The organism is Achromobacter pestifer (genome assembly GCF_902859625.1).
GTDB lineage: Bacteria > Pseudomonadota > Gammaproteobacteria > Burkholderiales > Burkholderiaceae_B > Achromobacter > Achromobacter pestifer.
On the sequence record NZ_CADIJX010000001.1, the window covers coordinates 142,977 to 158,420 of the forward strand.

13 protein-coding genes are annotated in these 15,444 nt (G+C 65.5%); 3 read left to right on the top strand and 10 right to left on the bottom strand.

The genetic code is table 11. The annotated features are described in order from the left end of the window. Positions 1 to 7: 7 nt before the first annotated feature. Positions 8 to 487 carry an Lrp/AsnC family transcriptional regulator gene (locus HV753_RS00620; RefSeq protein ID WP_175172486.1) on the bottom strand — a complete coding sequence of 160 codons (480 nt, stop codon included), beginning with the start codon at positions 485 to 487 and terminating at the stop codon, positions 8 to 10. Positions 488 to 665: 178 nt separating this feature from the next. Between HV753_RS00620 and HV753_RS00625 the strand changes: the two genes are divergently transcribed. Further along, positions 666 to 1,949, top strand: coding sequence for a cystathionine gamma-synthase family protein (locus HV753_RS00625; protein WP_175172487.1), 1,284 nt, complete (start codon positions 666 to 668; stop codon positions 1,947 to 1,949). A gap of 52 nt (positions 1,950 to 2,001) precedes the next feature. Here HV753_RS00625 and HV753_RS00630 read toward each other — a convergent pair whose 3' ends face one another. Next, entirely contained in the window at positions 2,002 to 3,513 is a 1,512-nt protein-coding gene (locus HV753_RS00630; RefSeq protein WP_175172488.1) for an MFS transporter, read from the bottom strand. Positions 3,514 to 3,657: 144 nt separating this feature from the next. Between HV753_RS00630 and HV753_RS00635 the strand changes: the two genes are divergently transcribed. Continuing rightward, positions 3,658 to 4,533: a LysR family transcriptional regulator gene (locus HV753_RS00635; RefSeq protein WP_175172489.1), complete on the top strand. Its 876-nt coding sequence runs from the start codon at positions 3,658 to 3,660 to the stop codon at positions 4,531 to 4,533. Between the two features lie 10 nt (positions 4,534 to 4,543). Here HV753_RS00635 and HV753_RS00640 read toward each other — a convergent pair whose 3' ends face one another. From HV753_RS00640 to HV753_RS00650, 3 genes are all read right to left on the bottom strand, one after another. Next, complete coding sequence (locus HV753_RS00640) at positions 4,544 to 5,230, bottom strand: GntR family transcriptional regulator (protein ID WP_175172490.1); 687 nt, start codon at positions 5,228 to 5,230, stop codon at positions 4,544 to 4,546. Positions 5,231 to 5,381: 151 nt separating this feature from the next. Then, positions 5,382 to 6,785 (bottom strand): dipeptidase, encoded by a 1,404-nt coding sequence (locus HV753_RS00645; protein ID WP_175172491.1) that lies wholly within the window; start codon positions 6,783 to 6,785, stop codon positions 5,382 to 5,384. A gap of 68 nt (positions 6,786 to 6,853) precedes the next feature. Then, positions 6,854 to 7,834: a Bug family tripartite tricarboxylate transporter substrate binding protein gene (locus HV753_RS00650; protein WP_175172492.1), complete on the bottom strand. Its 981-nt coding sequence runs from the start codon at positions 7,832 to 7,834 to the stop codon at positions 6,854 to 6,856. Positions 7,835 to 7,969: 135 nt separating this feature from the next. Between HV753_RS00650 and HV753_RS00655 the strand changes: the two genes are divergently transcribed. After that, on the top strand, positions 7,970 to 8,923 hold the full coding sequence (locus HV753_RS00655) for a LysR family transcriptional regulator (RefSeq protein ID WP_175172493.1): 954 nt from the start codon (positions 7,970 to 7,972) through the stop codon (positions 8,921 to 8,923). On the opposite strand, the gene HV753_RS00660 is transcribed toward HV753_RS00655, so the two are convergent. Genes HV753_RS00660 through HV753_RS00680 form a run of 5 tightly spaced genes read right to left on the bottom strand, consistent with a single transcriptional unit; the run spans position 8,874 to position 15,397 of the window. Further along, on the bottom strand, positions 8,874 to 9,860 hold the full coding sequence (locus HV753_RS00660) for a tripartite tricarboxylate transporter substrate binding protein (RefSeq protein WP_175172494.1): 987 nt from the start codon (positions 9,858 to 9,860) through the stop codon (positions 8,874 to 8,876). The two genes, HV753_RS00655 and HV753_RS00660, sit on opposite strands and share 50 nt — an antisense overlap. A gap of 58 nt (positions 9,861 to 9,918) precedes the next feature. Beyond that, the gene (locus HV753_RS00665) at positions 9,919 to 11,850 is read right to left on the bottom strand and encodes an acyl-CoA synthetase (RefSeq protein WP_175172495.1); all 1,932 of its coding nucleotides are present in this window, start codon (positions 11,848 to 11,850) and stop codon (positions 9,919 to 9,921) included. 17 nt (positions 11,851 to 11,867) lie between these two features. Next, positions 11,868 to 13,001 (bottom strand): acyl-CoA dehydrogenase family protein, encoded by a 1,134-nt coding sequence (locus HV753_RS00670; RefSeq protein ID WP_175172496.1) that lies wholly within the window; start codon positions 12,999 to 13,001, stop codon positions 11,868 to 11,870. 9 nt (positions 13,002 to 13,010) lie between these two features. Further along, positions 13,011 to 14,207 (bottom strand): acyl-CoA dehydrogenase family protein, encoded by a 1,197-nt coding sequence (locus tag HV753_RS00675; protein ID WP_175172497.1) that lies wholly within the window; start codon positions 14,205 to 14,207, stop codon positions 13,011 to 13,013. Positions 14,208 to 14,215: 8 nt separating this feature from the next. Further along, complete coding sequence (locus tag HV753_RS00680; protein ID WP_175172498.1) at positions 14,216 to 15,397, bottom strand: acetyl-CoA C-acyltransferase; 1,182 nt, start codon at positions 15,395 to 15,397, stop codon at positions 14,216 to 14,218. Positions 15,398 to 15,444: the final 47 nt, after the last annotated feature.

Consider the following 15,444-nt stretch of genomic DNA (forward strand, 5'->3'; position numbering starts at 1 on the left):
CAGCGATCTACAGATGCAGTTTGGTCGACGACTTCACTTCATGCATCGACAGCGTGCTAAGCAATTCCTTCACGCCGGGCAGGGTGCGCAGGCGGTTGCGCACGAATTCGGAGTAGGCGTCGAAATCGCGCGCCACGATGTGCAGCAGGTAGTCGTGCTGACCGGTGGTGTTGTGGCAGGCCAGCACTTCGGGCATGGCGGCCACGGCGGCTTCAAAGGCATGGCACAGCTTTTCGGTGTGGTTTTCAAGCGAAATGCTGACGAACGCCACCACGCCCATGCCCAGCGCGCGGCGGTCCAGAATGGCTTGGTAGCCACGAATGACGCCGGTCGTCTCCAGCCGCTTCAATCGCTTCCAGCAGGGCGATGCCGACAGCGAGACGCGCTCGGCCAACTCCGCGTTGCTTAGCCGGCCATCTTCTTGAAGGATTTTCATGATTTTCCAATCGATCGCGTCAAGTTGATGTAACAAGGAAGTGTCTTTCATGAATCTGTTCTATTGAGAAACAATATTTCCCATTATCCAGGTCTTGTGACTGAAATGGAAAGAATATTGGGTTGGTCCACGCCCATACTGCAAGACATCCCAAGGCGGCCGGCGCTATCGTCATTGAATGCGGAACGCGCCTGCCCGGTTGGCTGGAACCCAGAGAAAGAGGCACACCATGACGTATTCGACGTATCACAAGAAAGAGTTTTTTGGCCGTCCCCTGCATGCCGAGACGCAGATGATGTCGTATGGCTACGACCCCTTCCTGTCGGAAGGCGCGGTCAAGCCGCCGGTGTTCCTGACCTCGACATTCGCCTTCCGTTCGGCCGAGGACGGCGCCGCCTTTTTCGATCTGGTGTCCGGGCGCAAACCCTTGCCCCAGGGCGAGTCGGCCGGCTTGGTGTACAGCCGTTTCAACCATCCCAACCTGGAGATCGTGGAAGACCGGCTGTCCTTGCTGGACGGCTCGGAGGATGCCGCCGTGACGGCGAGCGGCATGGCCGCCATCAGTGCGGTGTTGATGGCTTTTCTGCGCCCCGGCGACCAACTGGTGCAATCGCTGCCGCTGTATGGCGGCACCGAGACCCTGATCGCGAAGATCTTTCCGGAATGGGGTATTGGTTCGCATCCGATCCAGGACGGGCTGTCGGCTCAGAACATGCGCGCGGCGCTGGAAGCGGCTGCGACCAAGGGCCCGGTGCGCGTGTTCTATGTCGAGACGCCAGCCAATCCCACCAATTCACTGATCGATTTTGAAGCCATGAAGAACGAGCTGGATGCGTTTGAAACGCGCCATGGCTACCGGCCGATTTCGGTGTGTGACAACACGCTGCTGGGCCCCATCTTCCAGAAGCCCGCCGAACACGGGGTGGACCTCTGCGTGTATTCGCTGACGAAGTACGTGGGCGGCCACAGCGATCTGGTGGCGGGCGCCGTCACCGGCACCAAGGATCTCATCAAGAAGGTGCGCTCGATCCGCAGCGCCTTCGGTTCACAGCTGGATCCGCATTCATGCTGGATGATCACGCGGTCAATGGAGACCGTGGTGCTGCGCATGAAGCAGGCGGCGCGCACGGCCACCAAGGTCGCGCAATGGCTGGCGGGCAACCCCTACGAAAAAGTGCGGATATTCCATCCGGAGATGATCGCAGACCGCACCTACCAAGAGGTCTACAAGCGCCAGTGCACGGGACCAGGCTCCACCTTCGCCTTTGTGCTGGAAGGCGGGCGCGAACGGGCCTTCCGCTTTATCAACGCGCTGCACCTGTTCAAGTCCGCCGTCAGCCTGGGGGGCACGGAATCGCTGGTTTGCCATCCCGCGTCCACCACGCATTCGGGCGTGCCCGCGGCGGAACGTGATGCGGCGGGCGTGTCGGAAGGGCTGATCCGTATTTCGATCGGACTGGAGCATGAAGAGGATCTGATCGCGGACATGGACAACGCTTTTCGCAAGCGCTGACCAGCGCGGCGCGGCGATGCCGAGACGGCGCCGCGCCGCCGCGCCAGCCGCGTTACGCCGGACGGCGCGTACGGTTCAGCAGCACGAAGATGGCGGTGGCCAGCAGCATGACCGTGGCCGTGGCGATCACGGCCGCGTAGCCCGTGTCGAATGCCGACTTGGCCACGTGCGTCAGCGTGGCCGCCAGATCGGCCGGCAGACGCTCCGCCACGATCAACGCTTCGTCCAGGCTGTCGCGCGCCATCGCAGCCTGGGAAACGCCCGTGGGCACGTCCAGCGTTTGCGCATAGACGCCGGTCAGGATCGACCCCATCAGCGTTACGCCCAAGGCGCCGCCCAGCTCATAGGACACCTCTTCGATCGAGGCGGCCATGCCGGCGCGTTCGGGCGTGGCGCTTTGCATGATGGAGCTGGACGCCGCCGTCATGGTGGCGCCGATGCCCACGCCCAGCACGCTCAGGCTGGCCATCTGCGCCATGAACGACCCGTCATAGCTCAGCAGGTAGCCGCCCATGCCGGCAGCGGATGTCGCCAGCGCCAGGAACATCAGGCGGGTGCCGGCCATGTATCCCAGCAGCCAGCCCGCCAGCGGGCCGGCGATGAAGGCAGCCACTGGCAAGGGCAGGATGAAGAGCGCGGCCTGGATGGGCGACATGCCCAGCACCAGTTGCAGGCGCTGGCTGAACACCAGTTCCATGCCGAACAAGGCAGCGCCTGCGAACAACGCGGCGGCGACACCTGAACTGAACGTGGCGTTGCGGAAGATGGCGAAGTCGATCAGCGGATACGGACGGCGGCGCTGACGCCGCACGAACACGGTCAGCACCGCCACGCCTGCCACGCAGGCCAGGCCGGCATGCAGCCACGATGTGGTGGCCTTGCCCAGTTCCTTCAATGCATAGGCGCAAAGGATCAGCCCGGCCATGACTTGCAGCGACCCGGCCAGATCCCAGGGCCGTGCGGCGCTGGGGTGGCTGGCCGGGATGTAGCGCCAGGCCAGCGGCAGCGCCAGCAGCACGATCGGCACGTTGATGAGGAATACCGAGCCCCACCAGAAATGCTCCAGCAGCACGCCGCCCACGACGGGGCCCAGCGCCGCGCCGCCGGACGCCACCGAGGCCCAGATGCCGATGGCGACGGCGCGCTCGCGCTCGTTCGCGAAGGTCAGGCGGATGATGGACAGCGTGGCCGGCATCATCATGGCGGCGCCCACCGCCAGCAGCACGCGCGCGGCGATCAAGGCGGCCGCGCCCGGCGAGTAGGCAGCGGCCAGCGAGGCCACGCCGAAGACGGCCAGGCCCATCATGAACAGGCGCTTGTGCCCAAGCCGGTCGCCCAGCGTGCCCATGCCCAGCAGCAGGCCCGACACGACCAGCGCGTACACGTTCACGATCCACAACTTGGCGGACGCGGTGACGCCGAGGTCATGCGTGAGCCGGGGCAGGGCGGTGTACAGCACCGTCATGTCCACAACGATCAATAGCAAGGCGATGGACACGATGGCCAGCACCAGCCAGCGGCGCGGGTCGGCCGTGGCGACAGCGTTCGTATAGGTCCGCTGCATAGTTCTACTCCTGTAAGGCGCTTGACACCCGGACGGCCGCCAACGTCGGAGGCGTCTGGTATCAAGGCCTGGCATTATCCATCTGATTATTTGCCTGAAAAAGTTTGATCCCATCTATAAAATAGATGGATAAAAGGAGGCGTCATGCAATGGACCCTGGATCAACTTCGCCAATTCGTCGCGGCGGCGGAGGCTGGCTCGTTTTCAGCCGCGGCACGTGGGCTGGGCCGCGCGCAGTCCGCCGTCAGCACCTCGGTCGGCCTGCTGGAAGCGGACCTGGGGGTGGAACTGTTCGACCGGTCGCGGCGCAATGCCACGCTGACGCCCGTGGGCGAAGTGATGCTGCAAGAGGCGCGCGAACTGCTGCGTCAGGCGGGCGGCCTGGATCAGCGGGCGCTGTCGTTCAGTGGCGGGCAGGACGCGCGGCTGGCCATTGCCTTGGATGAGGCCTTGCCCTATCAAGTGTTGGGCGCGCTGGTGATCGAATTGGCCGACCGTTTCCCGGCGTTGGAATTGACGCAATTGAACGGCACGGCGACCGAGGTGGCCGACTACGTGCAGCAAGGCCGTGCCAGCATCGCCTTTCACTTTGACCGGGGTGATCCAGGCAGCGCCTTCGCGCATCGCTATCTGGGCCATGTGGCGCAAGCCATTTTCGTGGCGTCCGGGCATCCGCTGGCGGCGTTGGCCGACGTGACGCGCAGCGATCTGGCGCGCTATCGGCAACTGGTCATGCAGATGGAGGGCGTGGCCGACGTGGTGCTGAGCCCGACGGTGTGGCGCACCGATAGCTTCTACAGCATCGCGGGCATGGTGGCGGATGGCTTGGGCTGGGCGATCCTGCCGTTGAACATCGCGGAATACGAGAGCTTTCGCACCACGCTGACACGGGTGCCCTGCGCGGGCCTGTCGTTGCCGATGCTGTCGGTGCGGACCTTATGGCTGCAAGGCGCGTCGCTGAGCCCGACGGAAATCTGGTTGCAGCAGCGCATGGGGCAACTGCTGGGAGCCGGCGACTAGCCTGCGCGGTTCAACTGAGCAGGGCAGTGACCAAGTCGCCGCCGGCGTGATTGGCATCCGTGAAGTTCAGCGCCGTCTGGACGTGTTCCAGGTGTTCATCCATCAATGCGCAGGCGCGTTTGGTGTCGCCCGCACGGGCCGCTTCGATAAAGGCGTGATGTTCTTGCGATGAACAACTAGCATCGTGCGAGCTTTGATACAGCACGGTGATCACGGCGCTGCGCGCCGAGAGTTCGCGCAGCATGCCGGTCAGCACCGAATTGCCCACGGCTTCCGCCAGCAGAATATGGAAATGGCCCAGCAGGTGGTTGCGTCTCTGCACGTCGCCGCTTTCCAGCGCGCGGCGCTCTTCGGCCAGATGGGCGTCAATGCGGCGGTAGTCGGCGGCGGTGGCGTTTGCCACGAATTCCTTGGCCAGCGCGGCCTCCAGGATACGGCGCACGGCATAGACTTCGCGGGCTTCGTTCGCGTCCGGCTTGCTGACGAAGGCGCCCTTGTCGGGCACGATATTGATCAGCTTGTCCTTGGACAGCATCAACAGCGCGGCCCGGATCTTGGTGCGGCTGACCTTGTAGACGCGCGCCAACGCCTCTTCGCGTAATCGGGTGCCAGGCGGAAGCTTATGCGCCACGATGGCGGCGGCCACTTCCTTGGCGATATCGTCGGCGCTGGGGTCTAGCTGAACTTCCTGGGTCATTGGGGCGCGGCAGCGGCTGCCGGGTGGGGCAAAAATGTCATCGGATAACCAGTCTATCAAAAAGCCGAACAGGAAAGGCAGACATTTTTTGCATACAAGAATGCGGTGCAAATCAAGATGCGGTGCAAATCCCGCTCGGCTTTCCGGGCCGTTAGCGCGGGTGAAAGGCCGTCGGCTCGCAATGGCCCAGCGCGTCCAGCATCTGCGTCCATGCCCGCAGCCCCTGCGTGATCGACGACAGGCGGAAGAATTCATTGGGCGCGTGGACGTCTTCGTCGGGAAGATTGAAGCCAAACATCAAGGTATCGATGCCCAGCATGTCCTTGAAGACCGAGGTGATGGGGACGCTGGCGCCCAGCCGCACATGGATCGGCTTGGGGCCGCCGGGCGCCTGGAGCACCGTTTCCGCCGCCGTCACCAGCGGATGGTCGGGAGCGAGCGTGGCGGCGGGCGATCCCGAGTTCGATGCCACAACGTCCAGGGTGCAGCCTGCGGGGCAGCGGGATTGCAGGTGCGTCAGCACCGACTGGATCACTTGCTCGGGATCTTGGCCTTCCACGATACGCACGGTCAGTTTGGCCTGGGCTTCGCAGGGGATGATGGTCTTCACGCCCACGCCGGTGTAGCCGCCCCACATGCCGTTCACGTCCAGCGCGGGCCGCAGGGTGATTCGTTCGCGCGGGCTGTAGCCCGGCTCGCCGTGCGAGGTGCCCGCCACGTCGGTGAAGAAGGCCGCTTCGTCGTAGGGAAACGCGGCGGTGTCCTGGCGCTGACGCGGCGTGGGGATCTCGGCGCCGTTGTGGAAACCCGGGACGGCGACGCTGCCGTCCTCGGCGTGCAGTGACGCCAGCAGGGTGGCCATCTCGTGCAGGGCGTTCCTGACGCCGCCGCCGTAGCGGCCGGAATGCAGGTCCTTCGATGCCGTGCGCAGCTTGACCTCCAACGCGGCATTGCCGCGCGCGCCGGTGTTGATCGTGGGTGTCGTGGCGCTGGCGCGGCCGCCGTCGGCCGACAGCACCGCGTCCGCGGCCAGCAGGTCCTGGTAGCGCTGGATCAGCGGGCGCAAGGTGGGGCTGCCCGTTTCCTCTTCGCCTTCGATGAACACCTTGATGTTCACCGGGCAGGCGCGCAACGTGGCCAGGTAGGCGAACACGACTTCGAGTGCGATGGTCGTCGACCCTTTGACGTCGGACGTGCCGCGCGCATAGAGGCGGTCGCCATCCTGTGTGGGTTCAAACGGCGGGGTGTGCCACAGTTCGATCGGATCAGCTGGCTGGACATCGTAGTGGCCATAGATCAGCAAGGTCGGACGGCCCGGCGCACCCATCCATTCGCCATACACCGCTGGCTCGCCGCCGCCGTCCAGCAATTGCACCTGCTGCAAGCCTTCCGCGCGCAGCCGTTCGCATAGAAAGCGGCGCGCTTCGTCCATGGATGACGCATAGGCGGGGTCGGCGCTGACGCTGGGGATGCGCAGGAACGTCTTGAGCCAGGCTTCGATCTGTGGCTGGCGGGATGCCAGATGGTTCAGGACAGGCTGGAGGGAATCGGTCATGGAGGGGGTTCCTGATGGGACGGAAACCGGCGCGCGTGGAGCCGCGCGCCGTGATCGGGGCGTGCCGGCTATTCGCCGCGGAAGCCGCTGCGCCGCACCAGGTCGGCCAGACCGGCGGTCTGTTCGGCGTAGAAGGCATCGCCTTCAGCCAGCGTTTGGGGCGCGAACAAGATCTTGCCCTGTGCTTCCAGCGTCTTGCGGGCAGCAGGGTCGCGGAGAGAAGCCTGTACCGCGGCATGCAGTTTCTGGACCGCCGCGGCCGGGGTGCCTTTCTTCACCAGGTAGGCCGTCCAGATGGTGTAGTTGAAGTCCTTCAAGGTGGCGCTTTCCTGCACGCTGGGCACGTCGGGCAGCGCCGCCAGGCGCTCCCGGTTCAGCGTGCCGATGATCTTCAAGCGGCCCTCGCGGCGCAGATCGTCGTAGTTCGCCTGGTACGGCATGATGGCGAAATCAATCTGGCCGCCAGCCATGTCGGTGATCAACGGTGCGCCGCCGCGATACGGGATATGGGTCAGCGCGATGCCGGTGCGCTCGGCAAGCGCCGCGGTAATCAGGTGGATCATCGAACCCGCGCCGCCCGACCCATAGGTCAGCGGCACGCTGCGCTGGCGGGCCAGCGCAATCAGTTCATCGACGTTGGCCGCGCCCAGGTCCGCGCGCGTCACCACCACATAGGGCGAGGTGGCGACCGGCGCCACGAACTGGAAGTCTTCCGGCTTGTAGGTGACGGACTTGTTCGTCAACCCGGCCAGGATCAATTCGTTGGGCGACCCCTGGAACAGGGTGTAGCCGTCGGCCTTGGCATTCAGGACGCGATTGGCGCCCAGCGCGCCATTGGCGCCGCCCAGATTCTCCACCACGACCTGCGCGCCTAGCGATTTCGATATTGGCCCTTGCACGGCGCGGGCCGTGATGTCGCTGGCCGCGCCCGCCGGATAGGGCACCAGCAGGGACACGGGACGGACGGGATAGTCCTGCGCCTGCGCCGGGGCGCCTACGCTCAGGCCGGTCAGCAGCGCAACGGCGGTAATCATCAGATTCTTTTTCATGGCATTCCCCTTGTGATGGATCCGAGTGCTGGATGGGATGCTAGAAGCCGTCATTTCATCTGTCCAATCGATTGATTGGCTGATTACAATGCGTTTTATGCATGATTCATGCAGGCAATCCATCAGGCCGGGACGATGAACCTTTCACAGCTTGCTCATCTGGTAGCGCTTCTGGAAACCGGCTCGTTCACGCGCGCGGCCGAAGCCCTGCACTTGTCGCAACCCGCGTTCAGCCGCAGCATCCAGCTGCTGGAAGGGGAATTGGGCCCGCTGGTGGACCGCATCGGCAAGCGCAACGAACCCACCCCGCTGGGCCGGCTGGTCGGGCAACGCGCGCGGCGCGTGCTGGCCGAGGTGGAGGAAATCCGCCGCGAAGCCGAAATGCTGGCGCAAGGCGAAACGGGGGCCATCCGCCTGGGCCTGGGGGCGGCGCCCAGCGCCTTGCTAAGCGTGCCGCTGATGCAGCACTTGCTGGACCGCTATCCGAAGTTGCGCGTCAAGCTGTCGCGCGGCCCGACGGAATCGTTGCTGGTCAGCTTGCGTGAGCGCGTGCTGGACGCGCTGATCGTGCATATCCGCACGCTGGACAACGAAGAGGATCTGGACGTGGCGCCGATGCCCGCGCTGGCGTCGGGCTTCATCTGCCGGCCGGGCCATCCGTTGCTGGCGTTGCGTCAGGCGGCGTTGGCCGATGTCTTGCGCTATCCCGTCGTGTCGACGGGATTGAGCCCCGAGATCAGGCGGCGGCTGGCGGGCGCGGCGGCGCCGGCGGGTTTTGAATTGCACATGGAGTGCGAAGACATCTCCTACCTGTTCGACATCGTGGAACGGTCGGAGGCGGTCTTCCTGGGGGTGTTGGCGTCGGCGCGGACGCTGACGGAAGCGGACAGGCTCGTCCGCTTGCCGCCACCGCCGGATTTCGACATCCAGGCGCATTTCGCGTTTGTGACCTTGCGTGGCCGCAGCATCAGCCCGGCCACGCGGATCACGCGGGAACACTGCTTCCAGATCATCCGGGAAGCGGCGGGCGGCCAGGGCCTTAGTCCTTCGCCATCAGCCCCAGGTATTCGATCAGCCCCTTTTCCTTGATGTAGGTGGCCTGGGCCCATTCCTTGTAGTCCTGGCTATCGCGGTAGGCCGGTTCCTGGTTCAGCTGCTTCATGACGTCCATGCTGGCCGGGTCGAACAGCGCTTTCTTGAACGCATCATGCAACGTCTTCACGACGGCCGGGTCCATGCCTTTGGGGCCGGCCAGGCCATAGGGCGACGTGGATACGACCTTGTAGCCGAGTTCTTGGGCGGTGGGCACATCGGGCCAGCGGGTGGTGCGCTTGTCCCCGAACGTCACCAGCAGGCGCATCTTGCCGGCGTCCACGAATTGGTCCCAGCCCGTGGCATCGCTTTGCGCCATGACGTGGCCGCCCAATAGCGCCTGCTGCATGTCCGCATTGCCCTTGAATGGCACGTGGTTCAGCTTGACCTTGGCATTGATGGCGATTTCCTCGATCAGCAGATGCGGAGAAGATCCGATGCCCGTGGAGCCGTAATCAATGGTGCCGGGCGCCTTGCGCGCAGCCTCGATGTATTCGTTGAACGTCTTGTAAGGCGAGTCCGAGCGCACGGTGAAACCGAAGGTATAGCCCGACAGGCCCAGAATGAAGGAAAAGTCGTTGATGGGGTCCCAATTGCTTTTTTGCATGTAGGGCATGCGCAGCATCGCCAGCGTGTACAGGCTGATCGTGTAGCCGTCGGGCTTGGCGGTGCGCGCCATCGTCGCGGGGCCCAATGTGCCGCCCGCGCCGGGGCGGTTTTCAACGATGACGGGCTGGCCCAGATACTTGGATGCGTCCTGCGCCACGATGCGCATGTGGCGGTCGGTGGAGCCGCCGGCCGGGAAGGGCACGATCAGGGTGACGGGCTTACTGGGGAAAACGGCTTGTGCGCTGGCGGACAGCGGTAGCGCGGCAGCAGTGGCGGCAAGCAGCAGGGCGCCCAGGCAGGCACGGCGCAAAGGCATCTTAAGCATTTTTCGGAGTCTCCAGTGGTGTTGTTATGGTCTGTTGTCGGGGTGGGAACGAGGCCGCTCAGTCGCGTAGCACGACCTTGACCGGTAACCGCGCCAAGGCCTCGCGCAACCGTTCCTTTAGTGGCGTCGGCGTATCCGGTTGCGCCTGGACGGCGACATCCGGTTGTGCATCGGCCAGCACGCGGAAGCATTCGTTGTCTTCCGTCAGTCCAGCCGCTTGCAAGGTGCGCGCCACCACGGCCTGGACCGAAACAGCGGTCGCCAGGCGGCGCAAATCGGGCTTGTAGATCTTGCCCACGTTGGTCATGGGCATGGCATCCAGCACGATGACGCACTTCGGGCAGGCCGGGCCTTCGTCCACGTGGCTGGCGGCGTACGCGACCAGTTCCGCTTCCGTGACCTGTGCGCCTTGGGTCAGCGTCACGAAGGCCACGGGCAGTTCTCCCGCATAGGCATCCGGAGCCCCGACCGCGGCACACAGGTGCACGGCGGGGTGCGTGGCCAGCGCGTCTTCAATGATCTTCGGATCGATGTTGTGGCCGCCGCGAATGATCAGGTCCTTGGCGCGGCCTTGCAGGTGCAGCCGGCCCTCGGCATCCAGAAAGCCCACATCGCCGCTGATCAGCCAGCCGTCTTCGGTGAAGGCTCGCGCGGTGTCCTCGGGATCGAGAAAACCGGGGATCACGTTGGGCGCCTTGAACAGCACCATGCCGGCCGTGCCCGTGGGCAGGTCGCGCGCCGCTTGGCCGGACGGGGTGTCCAGGCCCACGATTCGCAGCTGCACATAGGGCAGGGGGAAACCCACGCAATTCACGGGGAATTCCGATCCGGGCGGGGTGATGGACGAGATGCCGGCCATTTCCGTCATGCCCAGGCTTTCGTTCACATGCAGTCCGAACAGGCGCTTGAAGCGCGCGGCAAGTTCCGCGGGCAGCGGCGCCGCACCGGTGCGGCAATAGCGCAGCGACGAAATGTCGGCGCCGTCCAGCGGTACGTCCGCCAGCGCAGCCAGGATGGTGGGCACGCCCTGCAAGGAGGTGGCGCGGTGTTTCTCGACCAGGCGCCAGTAGTTGCGCAGCACATCGCGGTTGCGCAGCAGCAGGGTCGTGGGGATGACGGTCTCCACCCCTGCGGACAACGCGGCAAGCGATGCCGGCAGCACGCCCGCCACGTGGAACAGCGGATAGCCGTTGATGACCACGTCGCTAGGCCCCGCGTTCTGCAATTGCACGGCGGCCCAGGCGGAAAAGACCTGGTTGGCATGCGTGTGGATCGCCAGCTTGGGTGCGCCGGTGGTGCCGCCCGTATGGAAGTACGCCGCGACGTCGCTGGCGCGGATCATGCGTTCGCTGATCAGCCGGTCGGCGGGTTGGGCCGAGCGGTTGGCGTTGAAATCCAGTGCGTAATCGGGCAGGGCGGGGCGGGCCGACAGGGGCTCGTCCAGGGGGGCTACCCGCAGCAGCGTCTGCAAGGTAGGCACACGCTCACGCAGCCGCAGGGCCTTGGACCAGGTGCCGCATTCCGCATCCGAGCCGTACGCGATCAGCACCTTGGCGCGCGCCGTCGTCATCAAGGATGCCAGCTTGTCTTCGGTCAGCAGCGGGTTCAGCGGCTGGACGATGCCGGCGGCCTCGCCGCCCCACAATGCCAGGTGGTATTCCAGGCAGCCGGGCAAGATCACGCCCACTGCGTCGCCCGCGCGCACGCCCAGGTCATGCAGCAGGTTGGCGGTCTGGTGGATGCCGGCCAGCAATTCACGGTAGCTCCAGCGCACCGCGTCGTCGTCCGGGTCGGCCGTGCGCAGGAAAGTCAGCGCGGTCTTGTCGCCGAACGCCGCGGCGGAATTGCGGAAGATCTCGTAGGTGCTTTGCACCGTCAGCGTTTCGGCCAGCGGGCGGGATTGCAGCCGTTGCACGTCGGCGGCGGTGCGCACCGGGAAGGGCGCCGCGAACGGGCGTGACAACGGCGGAGCGGTGTAGACCTGAGTCATGTCCTGAGAGCCTCCGTTCAAGCCTGCCCCAGCGCGATGTAGCGGCGCAGGTGATGGTCTTCGTCGCCTAGCTGGTGGTCGATCATCACCAGGCGCTTGGCGTAGTGGGCCAGCGGCAGTTCCCAGGTCATGCCGATGCCGCCATGCAGCTGGATGCTTTCCTCGGCCACCAGCGTACCGATGCGGCCGATGGTGAACTTGGCGGCGGACAGCGCGCGTTCGCGGGTGTTGCGGTCGGGGTGATCCAGGGCGGCGGCGGCGTTGATCACGGCCGAGCGCGCCTGTTCGATTTCCAGCAGCACGTCGGCCATGCGGTGCTGCAAGGCCTGGAAGCTGCCGATGGGCGTGCCGAACTGGCGGCGCGTGCGCAGGTATTCCAGCGTGGCGTCGCGGGCGCAGTCCATGGCGCCCACAGCTTCCGCGCATAGCGCCAGGATGCCCCGGCCCGTGGCGCGTTCCAGCAATGCGTAGCCGGCGCCGGCCTCGCCCAGCAGGGCGTCGGAGCCAAGCTTGACGTTGTTGAATTCCACTTCGGCGGCACGCCCGCCATCGATCAGGCCGTAGCCGCGCAAGGTCAGGCCCGGCGTGCCGGCGCTGACCAGGAACAGGCTGATGCCGGCTTCGTCGTCTTCGGCGCCTGCCGTGCGCGCCGACACCAGGAACAGGTCCGCATGTTCGCCTGCGGCCACCACGGACTTGGCGCCGTTGAGCACCCAGCCGTCGCCCGTGCGCTCGGCGCGGGTGCGCACTTGCGCCAAGTCATAACCCGATTCCGGTTCGCCTTGGGCCAGCGCGGCGGTGATGGCGCCTGAGATCAGGCCATCCAGCGCTTCGCGTTGCGCGGGCGAGCCGGCCGCGGCGATGGCGCTGCCGACCATCAAGGCGTCAAGAAAGGGTTCGACGACCAGTCCACGGCCCAGCGCTTCAAAGACCACCGAGATATCGAACCCCGCGCCGCCCAGACCGCCATCGGCTTCGGTGAACAAGGCGCCGATGGTGCCCAGTTCGGCATAGCGACGCCAGAAGTCCGGGCTGTAACCCTGCGCGGATTGTGCGTGGCGTTCACGGGTGGCGAAGTCGTACTGCTCGGTGACAAAGCGGCGCAGCATGTCGGAAAGCATGCGCCGGTCTTCGGTATGTTCAAAATTCATGGCCGGCCCTTACAGTCCCAGGATCATCTTCGAGATGATGTTCTTCTGGATTTCATTGGAGCCGCCGAAGATCGACAGCTTGCGGTTGTTGAAGTACTGCGCCGCGGCGCTTTCGGCGCCCTCGGGGCCGATGGGCGGCGCGTCATACCCATCGTGCAACGCTTCGGGCACGAAGGGGCGCGCGTAGGGACCCATGGCGCGGCGGTTCAGCGCCGTGATTTCCTGGCGGATCTGCGTGCCCCGGATCTTCAGCATCGAGCTTTCCGCGCCCGGTGCACCGCCGCCAGCCACCGCGGCCACCACGCGCAGGTTGGTGGTGCGCATATTGGCCAGTTCGATTTCCACGTGCGCCAGGCGGGCGGCGAAGTCCGGGTCTTCGGCCAGCGGACGGCCATTCTTTTTCTGCTTGGCGGCCACGGCCTTCAGGCGTTCCAGCGCAGCCGTGGATTGGCCCACGCCGGCGATGTTGGTCCGTTCGTAGGTCAGCAGGTATTTGGCGCAGGTCCAGCCGCGATTCTCTTCGCCCACCAGGTTTTCGACCGGCACGCGCACATCCGAGAAGAACACTTCGTTCACCTCGTGTTCGCCGTCCAGCGTGATGATGGGGCGCACTTCCACGCCGGGGCTTTGCATGTCGATCAGCAGAAAGCTGATGCCCTCTTGGCGGCGGCCTTCTTGCGACGTGCGCACCAGGCAGAAAATCATGTTGGCGTACTGGCCCAGCGTGGTCCAGGTTTTCTGGCCGTTGACGATGTAGCTGTCGCCGTCACGCACGGCGGTCGTCTTGACAGATGCCAGGTCCGAGCCCGCGCCGGGTTCGGAATAGCCCTGGCACCACCAGTCGCTGCCGTCCAGGATGCGCGGCAGCCAATGCTGGCGCTGCGCGTCGTTGCCGTACTTGATCAGCACGGGGCCAAGCATGCTCAGGCCGAAGGGCACGATGCGCGGCGCGGCGGCCAGCGCGCACTCGTTGTCGAAGATGTACTTCTGCGTGGCGCTCCAGCCGGTGCCACCGTATTCTTCGGGCCAGTGGCTGGCCAGCCAGCCTTGCTGGTTCAGGATGGCGTGCCATTCGACCATGTCGGCGCGCGCCAGCAGCTTGCCCTGGCTGACTTTGTCAGACAGGCGCTGGGGCAGCTTGGCTGCCAGGAACGCGCGCACGTCGTCGCGGAAAGCGTTTTCTTCAGGGGTGAATTCCAGGTCCATGTCGGTCCTTAGTAAATTTCAAACAGGCCGGCTGCGCCCATGCCGCCGCCAATGCACATCGTGACGACGGCATAGCGAGCGCCACGGCGGCGGCCTTCGATCAGCACATGGCCTGCCAGCCGCGCGCCGGTGACGCCGAACGGATGGCCCAGAGCGATGGACCCGCCGTCCACGTTCAGGCGGTCCATCGGGATGCCCAGCTTTTCCTGGCAGTACAGCGCTTGCGAGGCAAACGCTTCGTTCAGTTCCCACAAGTCGATGTCCTGCACCTTCAAGCCGTGGCGTGCCAGCAGCTTCGGCACGGCGTAGACGGGGCCGATGCCCATTTCGTCGGGTTCGCAGCCGGCGATGGCCAGGCCACGGAACGCGCCCAGCGGACGGATGCCGGCGCGCTGCGCGTCGCCTGCTTCCATCAGCACGCAGGCCGCCGCGCCATCGGACAATTGCGAGGCGTTGCCGGCCGTGACGAACTGGCCTTCGCCGCGCACCGGGGCCAGTCCGGCCAGCGCTTCGTAGGTGGTGCCGGGGCGGTTGCAGGTGTCCTTGTCCACCGTGACTTCACGTTCGCTGGTGACGCCAGTGGCGCGGTCGGTGACGGACATGGTGGTGGTGACGGCGATGATTTCTTCGCGGTAGCGGCCGGCGGCCTGGGCGGCTTCGGTGCGCGCCTGGCTTTGCGCGGAGAAGCGGTCCTGGGCTTCACGGCTGATGCCGTAGCGGGCGGCCACGATGTCGGCGGTTTCGATCATGGGCAGGTAGAGCTCGGGCTTGTTGGCCAGGATCCAGGGGTCCATGCCGCTGACACCGTCGTCGCGGGTGCGGATTTGCGATACCAACTCGACACCGCCTGCGATCGCGGCGGGGACGCCGTCCATCACGATGCGGCCCGCGGCCGAGGCGATGGCTTGCAGGCCGGATGCGCAGTAGCGATTGACCGTGGCGCCGCCGACGCTGACGGGCAGGCCGGCGCGGATCACCGCCTGACGGCCGATGTTGCGGCCGGTGGCGCCTTCCGGGTAGCCGCAGCCGATGAAGGCGTCTTCAATCAGCGCGGGGTCGATGCCGGCGCGGTCAACCGCGGCGCGCACGGCGTGCGCGGCAAGCGTGGGGCCGGCGATCAGGTTGAATTCACCGCGCCCTGCCTTGGTGATGGGGGTGCGGGCGGTAGAGACGATGACGGCTTCGCGCATGAGAGGTTCCAGTGGAAGAGGGTCGGATCGAAAAGGGGAGATCGAAA

Excerpts from the sequence above, each read along its gene's own strand:
- HV753_RS00665 (WP_175172495.1), bottom strand. The coding sequence starts at position 11,850 with ATGACTCAGGTCTACACCGCTCCGCCGTTGTCACGCCCGTTCGCGGCG.
- HV753_RS00625 (WP_175172487.1), top strand. The coding sequence starts at position 666 with ATGACGTATTCGACGTATCACAAGAAAGAGTTTTTTGGCCGTCCCCTG.
- HV753_RS00660 (WP_175172494.1), bottom strand. The coding sequence starts at position 9,860 with ATGCTTAAGATGCCTTTGCGCCGTGCCTGCCTGGGCGCCCTGCTGCTT.
- HV753_RS00630 (WP_175172488.1), bottom strand. The coding sequence starts at position 3,513 with ATGCAGCGGACCTATACGAACGCTGTCGCCACGGCCGACCCGCGCCGC.
- HV753_RS00680 (WP_175172498.1), bottom strand. The coding sequence starts at position 15,397 with ATGCGCGAAGCCGTCATCGTCTCTACCGCCCGCACCCCCATCACCAAG.
- HV753_RS00640 (WP_175172490.1), bottom strand. The coding sequence starts at position 5,230 with ATGACCCAGGAAGTTCAGCTAGACCCCAGCGCCGACGATATCGCCAAG.
- HV753_RS00655 (WP_175172493.1), top strand. The coding sequence starts at position 7,970 with ATGAACCTTTCACAGCTTGCTCATCTGGTAGCGCTTCTGGAAACCGGC.
- HV753_RS00645 (WP_175172491.1), bottom strand. The coding sequence starts at position 6,785 with ATGACCGATTCCCTCCAGCCTGTCCTGAACCATCTGGCATCCCGCCAG.
- HV753_RS00675 (WP_175172497.1), bottom strand. The coding sequence starts at position 14,207 with ATGGACCTGGAATTCACCCCTGAAGAAAACGCTTTCCGCGACGACGTG.
- HV753_RS00635 (WP_175172489.1), top strand. The coding sequence starts at position 3,658 with ATGCAATGGACCCTGGATCAACTTCGCCAATTCGTCGCGGCGGCGGAG.
- HV753_RS00670 (WP_175172496.1), bottom strand. The coding sequence starts at position 13,001 with ATGAATTTTGAACATACCGAAGACCGGCGCATGCTTTCCGACATGCTG.
- HV753_RS00650 (WP_175172492.1), bottom strand. The coding sequence starts at position 7,834 with ATGAAAAAGAATCTGATGATTACCGCCGTTGCGCTGCTGACCGGCCTG.
- HV753_RS00620 (WP_175172486.1), bottom strand. The coding sequence starts at position 487 with ATGAAAGACACTTCCTTGTTACATCAACTTGACGCGATCGATTGGAAA.